The sequence below is a fragment of the Paracoccus sp. FO-3 genome (genome assembly GCF_006386455.1).
Lineage (GTDB): Bacteria > Pseudomonadota > Alphaproteobacteria > Rhodobacterales > Rhodobacteraceae > Paracoccus > Paracoccus versutus.
Genome location: NZ_VCBQ01000139.1, coordinates 1 through 9339, shown reverse-complemented (window position 1 = coordinate 9339; position 9339 = coordinate 1). Strand labels below are relative to the sequence as shown.

At 58.9% G+C, this 9339-nt stretch carries 13 protein-coding genes; 7 read left to right on the top strand and 6 right to left on the bottom strand.

All coding sequences use genetic code 11. From position 1 onward, the window contains the following. The first annotated feature begins 141 nt into the window (after positions 1 to 141). Both FE811_RS23930 and FE811_RS23925 read left to right on the top strand, forming a co-directional pair. A complete protein-coding gene (locus FE811_RS23930) occupies positions 142 to 708 on the top strand; it encodes a recombinase family protein (RefSeq protein WP_028094410.1) in 567 nt (188 codons plus the stop codon). Between the two features lie 404 nt (positions 709 to 1112). Further along, positions 1113 to 1370: a hypothetical protein gene (locus tag FE811_RS23925; protein WP_093744140.1), complete on the top strand. Its 258-nt coding sequence runs from the start codon at positions 1113 to 1115 to the stop codon at positions 1368 to 1370. A gap of 1 nt (position 1371) precedes the next feature. Here FE811_RS23925 and FE811_RS23920 read toward each other — a convergent pair whose 3' ends face one another. From FE811_RS23920 to FE811_RS23905, 4 genes are all read right to left on the bottom strand, one after another. Beyond that, positions 1372 to 1725, bottom strand: a complete 354-nt coding sequence (locus FE811_RS23920; RefSeq protein WP_140849032.1) for a helix-turn-helix domain-containing protein — start codon at positions 1723 to 1725, stop codon at positions 1372 to 1374. 128 nt (positions 1726 to 1853) lie between these two features. After that, a complete protein-coding gene (gene repC / locus FE811_RS23915; RefSeq protein ID WP_181180949.1) occupies positions 1854 to 3047 on the bottom strand; it encodes a replication initiation protein RepC in 1194 nt (397 codons plus the stop codon). Positions 3048 to 3365: 318 nt separating this feature from the next. After that, the gene (locus FE811_RS23910; RefSeq protein WP_181180948.1) at positions 3366 to 4139 is read right to left on the bottom strand and encodes a hypothetical protein; all 774 of its coding nucleotides are present in this window, start codon (positions 4137 to 4139) and stop codon (positions 3366 to 3368) included. Between the two features lie 222 nt (positions 4140 to 4361). Next, positions 4362 to 4652 (bottom strand): hypothetical protein, encoded by a 291-nt coding sequence (locus FE811_RS23905; protein ID WP_370362700.1) that lies wholly within the window; start codon positions 4650 to 4652, stop codon positions 4362 to 4364. 994 nt (positions 4653 to 5646) lie between these two features. Between FE811_RS23905 and FE811_RS23895 the strand changes: the two genes are divergently transcribed. The 5 genes from FE811_RS23895 to FE811_RS23875 all read left to right on the top strand — a co-directional run bounded on the left by FE811_RS23895 (position 5647) and on the right by FE811_RS23875 (position 8078). Continuing rightward, positions 5647 to 6345, top strand: a complete 699-nt coding sequence (locus FE811_RS23895; RefSeq protein WP_181180947.1) for an AAA family ATPase — start codon at positions 5647 to 5649, stop codon at positions 6343 to 6345. Next, positions 6345 to 6980, top strand: a complete 636-nt coding sequence (locus FE811_RS23890) for a hypothetical protein (protein ID WP_140849024.1) — start codon at positions 6345 to 6347, stop codon at positions 6978 to 6980. Before FE811_RS23895 ends, FE811_RS23890 begins: the two co-directional genes overlap by 1 nt. A gap of 228 nt (positions 6981 to 7208) precedes the next feature. Further along, on the top strand, positions 7209 to 7388 hold the full coding sequence (locus FE811_RS23885; RefSeq protein ID WP_127562610.1) for a hypothetical protein: 180 nt from the start codon (positions 7209 to 7211) through the stop codon (positions 7386 to 7388). A gap of 7 nt (positions 7389 to 7395) precedes the next feature. Further along, positions 7396 to 7680: a hypothetical protein gene (locus FE811_RS23880; RefSeq protein WP_140849022.1), complete on the top strand. Its 285-nt coding sequence runs from the start codon at positions 7396 to 7398 to the stop codon at positions 7678 to 7680. After that, the gene (locus FE811_RS23875) at positions 7659 to 8078 is read left to right on the top strand and encodes a hypothetical protein (RefSeq protein WP_140849020.1); all 420 of its coding nucleotides are present in this window, start codon (positions 7659 to 7661) and stop codon (positions 8076 to 8078) included. The genes FE811_RS23880 and FE811_RS23875 overlap by 22 nt, the downstream gene beginning before the upstream one ends. A 134-nt stretch (positions 8079 to 8212) precedes the next feature. On the opposite strand, the gene FE811_RS23870 is transcribed toward FE811_RS23875, so the two are convergent. Beyond that, positions 8213 to 8392, bottom strand: a complete 180-nt coding sequence (locus FE811_RS23870; protein WP_074647535.1) for a hypothetical protein — start codon at positions 8390 to 8392, stop codon at positions 8213 to 8215. After that, on the bottom strand, positions 8389 to 9294 hold the full coding sequence (locus tag FE811_RS23865) for an ArdC family protein (protein ID WP_140849018.1): 906 nt from the start codon (positions 9292 to 9294) through the stop codon (positions 8389 to 8391). Before FE811_RS23865 ends, FE811_RS23870 begins: the two co-directional genes overlap by 4 nt. Positions 9295 to 9339 lie beyond the last annotated feature (45 nt).

Sequence of the window (9339 nt, the reverse complement as noted above, 5' to 3'; positions counted from 1 at the left end):
ACTCAGGAATAATTTGCAACAGAGCCAGTTTGAAGACCTCGAATATTATAGAGACCAATAAAAAGACAGATTTGCTGCGCCAATTCAGGATCACAGCGATCACGTGAAGTCAGGCTACAAAACGGTCGTTTTGGAGACACCATGCCACGCACCGGCGACATCCTCGGATACGCAAGGGTCTCAACCGCCGACCAAGACCTGTCCGGCCAAAAAGACCGACTGCTGCAACACGGTGCCATTCGCGTGTTCGAAGACGTGATCTCCGGCAAGACGTTCAACCGGCCCGGTCTGGCGGCCTTGCTTGATCAGGCCAGGCCCAACGATACTCTCGCTGTCATCCGCCTAGATCGCTTGGGCCGCTCGCTCAAAGAGCTTCTGGAATCCGTCGATGACCTCAAGGCCAGAGAGATCAATCTGATCAGCCTTGAGGAGCGGATCGACACGACATCCGCCGCTGGCGAACTCGTATTCCACGTCTTCGGGGCCATTGCGCATTTCGAGCGCCGCCTGATCTCAGAGCGCACCAAAGACGGCCTGATCAACGCTCGAAAGCATGGCCGCACCCCGGGGCGGCCGCCATTGCAGCCCGAGACAATCTCAGCCCTTCAAGATCTCGTCAGCGCCGGAAAATCCGTCGCGCAGGCCGCAAAACACCTCGGCATAGGCAGATCAACAGCTTACAAGGTGATCAGAAACACCACACCATAAGCCATGTTTATGCTTCGTTCTTCCTTAGCGTGGTTCTACGAAGAAACCTTCCGATGGGGCCCAACTCTTCCACGGATCGACCTAGAAGAGATCGACCTGCAAATCGAGCGTGTGGAGGCGGTCACAATCGAATACAATGCGGCTCTTTCTGAAGAGTGACCATGAGCTACACCGTGGGGGCTGTCTGCCCCCGCGCCTCGCGGCGCTCCCCCGAGGATATTTCAGGGAAGATGAAGGGCGGGATTCCGCGCAATGTTATTGTCCTGAGTCCATGATTATGATATTGAAGGGGTGCGATACAGGCAGGGATGCCGATGATCGCGGAAGGTGAAAGCGTCATGCGCTGTTCTCCAAGAGGGTCGGGACCGTGAGGGACCGGCCCTCTCTCGTAGAAAGGGTCTCACATGAAAATCATCCTGATATTGGTGCTGTTTAACATGCAGTCTGGCTCGGAAGTCATCACGGCTGAGTTTGATGATGTTGAGGCGTGCGAGCTGGCCGCGCTGCGCACGTTCCAGGGCGTCAGTGCCGAGGTCGAAATGCGGCCGCTGGAACCAGCGGGGGCGACAATCGCCGGCACGGTCATCGCGCATGGCAATGATGGTGCAGAGCTTGGCATGTATAGCTGCAATCCGGCGCGGTCGGATCGGCGCGAGGGTTGATCTAGCCTGCCATCGCTTTCGTGAGGCGCACTAGCGCCTCGCGGCGTTGGTCATCGAGGCCGTAGAAAATGTTCAAGAGCTGGTAGGCATCCTTGGTCAAGCCATCGGGTATCGCGTCGATCGAGCCCACGTCTGTCGCTTCTTCATCCCCAAAGAAATAGGGAATCTGGACGCCGAGAACATCGGCAATCATCCAGAGGCGCGAGGCGCTGACCCGGTTCGCGCCGGTCTCATACTTCTGGACCTGCTGGAATTTAACGCCGATCTGTTCGGCCAGGGCCTGTTGCGAAAGCCCGGCCAGCCACCTCCGTTGCCGGATGCGGCGACCCACTAACTTGTCAATCGTTTGTTCCATTCACTCGCCCGCTTCGGTGGGTCGCCGCCACGGATCGAAAGCACGTCCGCCCAGCATTCCTATAATATCCTACCCAAGATTGTAACACTGTGAACGAAATTGGGCCATTTGGTGTTCTTGCGGCTCGCTTAATATCCTCGCCGGCGCTGCAAGCCGATCACGCTGCCGATGAGATTGAGACTACCGCGTTTGTGCGCTCGGATCATGCCACGCAGCGCCCCACCGGGGTTGCGCACAGGGGTTTGCGGGTGGTCGCGGTTCGCATCGAGGACCAGGACGCAAAGGGTGGCGCCGAGGCGGCCGAGTTCGCCGCACGCGGATCGCCAAGCGGAATAGTTGATCCCGAGGGGTGAAAGCATGTCGTGGGCGGCGTCGATCATCGCTTCCTTCGTGATCTGACTGGATCTTGCCTGAAGGGTCATTTGGAAGTCGGGCGATGCGAGCTTGAAAAGCTGCTCCGGTTCAAAAAGCGCCTCAAGTTTGGGGTTGATAACGCCGCTATCCGCTTCACACTCATTTTCTCTGCAAATATCGGGGCCGGCAGGCCCCGATCTAAGGAATCCAGAGTGCGCGGGCTTGCCCGCGCTCCGTTCATCCACGCTGGCGTTACAGGTTACAGAAGGATTCTGCTGGTTGTCCTCTTGTATAAAGGACCGGAAGGTTTCTGCCGGTTCACAGGAAGAATCAGGTAGGTTTTCAATGATCTCTTCGAGTTCCATGCACAGCTTGGCGGCGTCTTCGACATGGGCTTCGAGGCGGTCCAGGCCGAGGGAATGAAGCCGGTCGGAGCGCGGCCAGGCGTTGAACCGGGCGAGGACCGAGGCGACGGCCTCATATTCCAGTGCTTCGGGGGCGAGCCGCGCGATTGCTTCCTTCATCCGGCGCAAGCGAACGCTGCGAAGGCTCTTCAGCTCCTTGATGCGCTTGGTCACGGCGCGCTTCTGGTCGCGCAGCGCCAGCAAGTCGGCAAAGCAGGCTTTGAGCGGGGTGAAAAGCAGGCCCCGCCCGGTTCCGGCTTCGCGGGCACCATTCGCCTTGGTGTCACGCTTCAGGATGTTCTTGCGTTCAAAATTCCGCTCATGGCTGCGGAGCTGGCGGGCGGTCATGTGAAGGCGCTCGGCCATCGTTTCCTGGGTGCCGTAGAAGGTCGGATCGGCACCCGGCTCGGTCCAGTCCTTTTCACTCGTGCTGCCGATGAGCTTGGTCAGCACGAATATTGCCGCTCCGCTCAGGTTAAGGTCGGGTCCGATCTCGCTGATGACGGCGATCACGTCGCGGCGGGTCATGCCCTGCGGCAACGCGACTTGTGGTGAGTGGTTCATTTCCTTGTCCTTTTTCTGCTCGTTGGACAAGGCGGCAAGGCAAAATTCTCCTGCTCGCACAGATGCGTTTTTTGCTTGTTTGGCTGTCGGGAGGGTGGTAGAACCAGTCCTGAAAAGAGTTTTTGCTTGGACCGTTCGGAACGCCAATTCCTAGGTTCTTAGACCCCCCCTCGCTTGGTTGCCGCCTTGCGGGGGGTTTGCTTTTTGGGGTGTCTGCTCTCCTTGCCTGTTCGATTCTTATGATCGTTCACGACAGGCATACTCTCTTTAGATGCCTGTCGCAATTATAGTATTGACCGGACCTACCCGGCACTACGCTTAGTAGTTGACCTGCTCGAAGCCATAGTTGCCCTGATAATCGCGCCATTCCACGAAGACGGAGCGGTGCCAGATGCTCGGGCAGTCTTCGCCAAAACGTTCCATCCCCGTATGGGCCTCGGGCAGCGCACCAACGGATGACCCCCGCCAATGGAAGTCGCCCTGGGTGCCGTAAGACCCCATGCGCACGCTTGCCATGCGGTTACAATCGTCACGGCCGGAATGCTGCCGGGCGTAGGTCACGTTGAAGACGCGGATCGAGCGAACGAAGTCGAACTCAGAACCGCTGATGTCGATGTCGGCCGTGCCGTTGTCGTCGCTGTATTCCCCTTCCTGCACGAAATGCAGGGCGAAGCCTTCAGGCAGCCGCCGGGCAGTCCCGCCGCTCTGGCGAAGAACGGCGGGCTGCGGCTCAAGCGCGTCGTCCGTGAGTGGTGCGCTTGGAAGGGATTGCAGCGGCGCGGGGCTGCTGTCCTGCATGAGAATGTCGAAGATGCGGGTCCGGTTCAGCTCGGACGGATCGACATTGAAGGACGCGCCCATCGGACAGCGCCAGATTTGCAGGGGCGGCTCGACCGGCCAGGGTGTGATCCTGCGAATGAACTCTGCGCGGGCGCGAGCACAAGGCTCGGAGGCTGGCCAGCCGCCCGAAAGGCAGAGCAGAATGGCACAGTCGATCTGGTAGCTTTGTGCTTGCGCCCGCTCCGGGGCCGCGACAAAGCTGGACGCCGCGACGGCGCAGGCCAGTGCGGTTGTGCGGAGCAGCTTCAACATGGTATCTCCTTCGATGAATGGCGGTGCTATAAGGAAGGGCGCACCCTTATAATCTTGTGATAAGGCGAATGCAGGCCGATTGGCAACATATTCCGGTTGAAAATCATCTTGCAGGACAGGGCAAGGGCGGTTCGCACCAGCTCGTTGCAGGCGTTCATCTGCCGGGTTCGACCGCAAGGGCATCCACGGCCATGAGCGGAAACCCGCTCAACTATAGAGGTATCAGTCTTCGGAGACCACTTGGTCGAAGAAGCGGCGGTATTCCTCGCTGACCTCCTGCCCTTCCTGGAAGGCCCGCGCCCGCTCTTGATCGAGACATTGCAGGTAGGCGCTGAAGTCCTCGAAGTAGATCTGGAAGTCGTCATAGATCAGGTCGCGATACTCCCTTGCGGACTCGATTTCGGCGGGAACGAAAGGCCGTTCAGGGGGGAAGCAGGTATTTGCTTGCACCCCGGAAGCCGAAAAAATAGACGACATTATAAGCATGTAGGCCGGTAGCTGCGTTCTCGGCATCCTGTGCTGTCCCTTTAGATCACTTGGGAATTTGGTTGGTGATGTGTATTGGTGCCTTAGAGCAGAACTTTCTGCGAGGCGCAACATTACAATGTTGCGCCCCATCTTATAATGTCGTAGGACTGAGATGCCCGAGAAGGGTTCACGGTCCGTTAGCCAAAAGGGAAAGCGCCGACCGTGAGAACCGACCTAAACAAAGAAGCGCCTAATGTGGTTACAGAGACGCAATTCAGGGTCCTCTTGCAGCAGGGGTATCAAGCTGAGGTTGTATGTAAAACCCCAGCGTTCCGAAAAAACGCAGTCTGGTATGGGGAGTGGTTCATCCGGGCTGTCACCGCCACCTTCATACAGACGAATAGGCTTCGACGCAATCCGGGGATTGTGTCGAGTGTCGAAGCCGTTAAGTTCGGCTGTATTCCGCATCAGGCACGGCTTGTCCGTGCCGTGATCGAACCGGGGTTCGATCTGGGCCGCTCCGGCCCACCCCTCCAAAAATGCCCTGTGAGGCGCTAGAAGCGCCTCTCCGCACCCTACCCCCTCAGAAACCTCGGAAGCGCCCTCAGCGAGCCGCTGCGGCGCTCCTGTGCGCCATGCCGCCCCCGACCGAGGCAGGCAGTCCCCGCGAAAGGTCTGATTGCGATGAGGAAGAGGGGCCCTTCGCTGCCCCGTTCGACTCCATCGCCTCCATCCTGCACGCAACACGCAACACGCAACACGCAACAGTTGCCACGCAACAAACGACAAGCAACACGGATCACACCACAGGCAACACTGGACACTGGACACTGGACACTGGACACTGGACACTGGACACTGGACAGATAACACTTGACACGCAACACCCGACAAGGGACAAGAAACAGGCATCACGCGACAAGCGACAAGCGACAAGCGACAAGCGACAAGCGACAAGCGACAGTCAACCCGGAACACCGGACAAACAACACTGAACAAACAACACTGAACATGAGGCCGAGCAATGCCGAACGAAAACATGAAAGTCATCACCGTCATGACGCGCAAAGGCGGCGCCGGAAAGACGATGCTGACCCGTGCCCTGGCGAGTGCAGCTATGAACGCAGGCAAGAAATGCCTTGTCCTAGATGCTGACCCGCAACAAGCCTTGTTTCGATGGGCTGAGAAGCTGAAGATCGAAGACCCGAATTTCACCATCGAAGAACTGAAGTCACCCGAAGCATTCGAGGCGCGGGTGGATGCTGCCTGGGAAGAAGGATCAACGGATTTCGTCTTCGTTGACACGCTTGGGGCCGCTGGTGCTTGGGCCGACGATCTTGCGGCCTTCAGCGACATTCTTGTGGTGCCCATGATGCTGTCCAACGACGACATGGAAATCACGCAAGACACCCACAAATGGTATGTTGACCTCCGGGGAAGGACCGAAGATCCCGAGAACCTGCCGACCTTCCATGTCGTTCTTTCCAGCGTTCCCGCACGGATGAGCAAAACCGAACAGCAACTTGAGCTGGAAGCGGTTCAATCCTTCCCGGTCGTCCAGAACTACTTCATGGAGCGCAAACAACACAAAGACGCCGCCAGCCTCGGATTTCTCCACTATCTCGCTGAGGCACGGCGCAACGATCCAAACCCTCTGCTGCGCACCCACGCAAAGCACTATGAAGAGGCTCTGGACGAAGCACTGGCGATCCTTCAGGACATTGGAGGGATCGCATAATGGCCCGAAAGCAACGTCCGAACATCAAGGGCTTCAACCCTGAATACACCACCAATTTCGGAACCACTCGCGAAAGCACCGGAACCTTCGCAGCGGAAATCCCGAAGCCCTCCGCTCCCGTGGAACCGGCGGCTAAACAAACGCCAGCTCCTGCGAAGCCTGATCCTGAAACCGACACTCCCTCTGCCAGTAAACCCAAAGCTGATAAGCCCGCTCGCCCGCGCGTGGAAAAAGATCGAGAACCGCAAGCCCCCAGGGCACCAAAGCCCGCCGCCGAAAAACGGGAAACGCGCCTCGACGCTGCTGTGAAAGTCGATCAGGGCAAGAAGCTCGATGCTCTGGAAGGGCAGGGGATCGCCGCCCGCGATGTGATCGTGCTTGCCGGACGCCGGGCAACGGCCAGGTTCGAGCTGAAGGCCAAATATATTGAAAAGCCCGAGGCAGATCGCCTCCCGATGCGTGAAGGCTACCACACAACGAAACGGCTCCCCGCGAACATCCTGGACGATCTGCGCGAAAAGCATGATCCGCTTCGTCTCCAATCCGATAGCGCGATGGTGCGGGGCCAGTTCGAACCCGTGTTCTGGACCTGCCTTGATGAAGTCATCGAAGAGCTTCGCCAGAAGAAGGATTAGAAGACGCGGCAAGCCGCGTCACGTTGTTGCATAGAAGGGGGAAGGAGTTTCGGCTTCCTTCCCCCTGAAGCAAAATAGACAGGGCCGTGTCCTCGGCTGCGCCTGCGGGCCGCACCACCCCTGTCGATTTTGCTTCACCCCCATCCTCTCACGCTCGCCGCTCGGCAGGGGTAAGCGGGCGCTTACCCTCCCTTCAATGATGAAGAAGGCGCGGGAACGGGGCGCTCCGTGGATCAAAAAAACGGAGTGAAAACCATGCCGAGGCAAAAAAGACTGGAAGCGAAAGCAATCAAGCGCATCCTCGATGCCAGGACGCGCGAAATCGTCGGATGGCTCTACGAGTGGAACACCGGCGAGATTCTTCCGCGCTGGAAGGACGGGCGCAGGGAAAATGTCATCTATGAGTAAGACACCAATGTTCTCGCTGTCGGCCGAGGAAGACGGGCGAAGCCTTGGCACGGTCTACTCGACCAGCTCGAAGACCCTGCGCGAGTTTGGCGCGGCTTACATGCGCGATCCGAAGACGCGCGGGGAAATCACCTTGAAGAACCCCGAGGGGCGCGCGGTAGCCTCTTTCGACGTGTGGCAAGACAGATGGTCGGAAACCGCCGAAACCTTTGAACAATCTTCCCTTTTTGTTCCAAAAATGCTAGGCTGTCTCCCAAAAGGAGGCAGCCTATGCAGTTTCATAAAGCATTGATTTGCAGCGTAATTATTCTGACGGCATCGCCCGCTGTGGCAAGTGCCTGGGAACATGAGCATGAGCGTGGGGTCGATCTCTACCGGACGGAGAATGCGGGCGTGGTGGTCTCGCTGGTTTGTGATCCGAACACGGTCTATGGGACCACGGAAAGCGCCGTCCTGATCGAAGCCGGCGACAACCCCGACCTGTCGGCCGAGGTGGGCTTCAGCTTTCCCGATGGCAACAGGATCGGCGCGGCAATGGTGCATGGGCGCTACGGAAAAGCGACGGCCAACCCCGTGGAATGGGAAACTCTGATCGCCGGATTCCGCGCGCATCAGACAGTCACGGTTACGATTGGCGACAGCTCGACCGAGGTTGAGCTTGGCGATCCCATGCCCTTCACCTGCCTCTGACCTTGCGCCTGCGAAAGCAGGCTCGGCGCGAAGCGCCGGGCGGGGCCGGGGCCGCGCGCAAGCGTGGCCCCGGCCCCGTCAAACATAGCACCAGGGCAAAGGAAACCCCCGCCGGGGGGCGGGGGCTGACAGGTTCAAAGCTCGATGCCGGGGCGCAAGTTGCCGTCTTGGTCCAGCCATTGGCGCGCCTCGGCGCAAGCGTAGCAGATGCAAGAGCCCTCGCCCTCGATCGTCACCGGGGCGAAATAGACCGGCGGGTTTATCCTGCCGCATTTGCGGCAGGACAGGCGGGGCAGGGTGTGGGGGCCGCTCATGCGGCCACCTGCTTTTCACCCTCGGAGACGCGGGCCTTTTCGTTGATGTAGTCCACGGCCTTCTGTGCCTCGGCGGCAGCCTTGAAAATCATTTCCTTGTCGGATTTCAGGGCCTCAAGCCATCCCTCGACATAGGCCGCGCTCTGGTCAAACTGCGGCTCGACGCCAAGCTGAACGGCAAGGAAACATGCGCCGATCTCAGCCACCAGCTCGTCAAAGGCGTATTCCTTCCGGTTCGCATGGGCCTTCTGAGTGGCAAGGCGCTTTTCGCCGCAAGCCCAATGGGTCAGCTCGTGGGCGAGTGTCCCATAGTATCCGGCGGCGCTGTAGAACGTCGCAATCGGAGGCATATGGATGTGGTCTTTCGTCGGGTGGAAATAGGCGCGCGGTTCCTCCGTGGTGATGATTTCCGCCCCGCTGCGGGCAAAGAAAGCGTCAAGCTCGGCGTCGGCCTCGGTGCCAAGATCGCGGGGCGGTTCCGGGCGGATGTAGTAGGCTTCCGGCAAGCCCTCGATCTGGTCGGCATTGAAAACATTGTTGGTCTTGGCAAACCGGATGCGGCGTTTTCCGTCCTCGCCCTCTGCCGCGTTCTCGTCCTCGCGCTCAATCGAGCCATAGAAAACTGATTTCGTCGCCTTCTCGCCCTTCTTCACGCAACCGCCAAGCTCAAGGGCCTGTTTGAAGGTCATCCAGCGCGCGGAATTGTAGCCGCGAACATGCGCCGTCGCCCAAAGCATCAGAATGTTGATGCCTTGATAAGAATCGCCATTGTGCCGCAAGGGAAAGCTCGCGCCGCTCATGTCGCCGGTCCACGGCTTGCGCCACGGCGGGGTGCCCGCCTCGATCTGCGCAATGATCGTGTCGGTGACGTGCTGCTTGATGTCAAAACGCTCTTTAGCCATGACTGGCCTCCTTGTGGCGATGCCCTATCCGGTCTGGTGCCGAAA

What these genes read in the sequence shown, in the direction of transcription:
- FE811_RS23930 (WP_028094410.1), top strand. Translation starts at nt 142, where the DNA reads ATGCCACGCACCGGCGACATCCTCGGATACGCAAGGGTCTCAACCGCC.
- FE811_RS23925 (WP_093744140.1), top strand. Translation starts at nt 1,113, where the DNA reads ATGAAAATCATCCTGATATTGGTGCTGTTTAACATGCAGTCTGGCTCG.
- FE811_RS23920 (WP_140849032.1), bottom strand. Translation starts at nt 1,725, where the DNA reads ATGGAACAAACGATTGACAAGTTAGTGGGTCGCCGCATCCGGCAACGG.
- repC (WP_181180949.1), bottom strand. Translation starts at nt 3,047, where the DNA reads ATGAACCACTCACCACAAGTCGCGTTGCCGCAGGGCATGACCCGCCGC.
- FE811_RS23910 (WP_181180948.1), bottom strand. Translation starts at nt 4,139, where the DNA reads ATGTTGAAGCTGCTCCGCACAACCGCACTGGCCTGCGCCGTCGCGGCG.
- FE811_RS23905 (WP_370362700.1), bottom strand. Translation starts at nt 4,652, where the DNA reads ATGCCGAGAACGCAGCTACCGGCCTACATGCTTATAATGTCGTCTATT.
- FE811_RS23895 (WP_181180947.1), top strand. Translation starts at nt 5,647, where the DNA reads ATGAAAGTCATCACCGTCATGACGCGCAAAGGCGGCGCCGGAAAGACG.
- FE811_RS23890 (WP_140849024.1), top strand. Translation starts at nt 6,345, where the DNA reads ATGGCCCGAAAGCAACGTCCGAACATCAAGGGCTTCAACCCTGAATAC.
- FE811_RS23880 (WP_140849022.1), top strand. Translation starts at nt 7,396, where the DNA reads ATGTTCTCGCTGTCGGCCGAGGAAGACGGGCGAAGCCTTGGCACGGTC.
- FE811_RS23875 (WP_140849020.1), top strand. Translation starts at nt 7,659, where the DNA reads ATGCAGTTTCATAAAGCATTGATTTGCAGCGTAATTATTCTGACGGCA.
- FE811_RS23870 (WP_074647535.1), bottom strand. Translation starts at nt 8,392, where the DNA reads ATGAGCGGCCCCCACACCCTGCCCCGCCTGTCCTGCCGCAAATGCGGC.
- FE811_RS23865 (WP_140849018.1), bottom strand. Translation starts at nt 9,294, where the DNA reads ATGGCTAAAGAGCGTTTTGACATCAAGCAGCACGTCACCGACACGATC.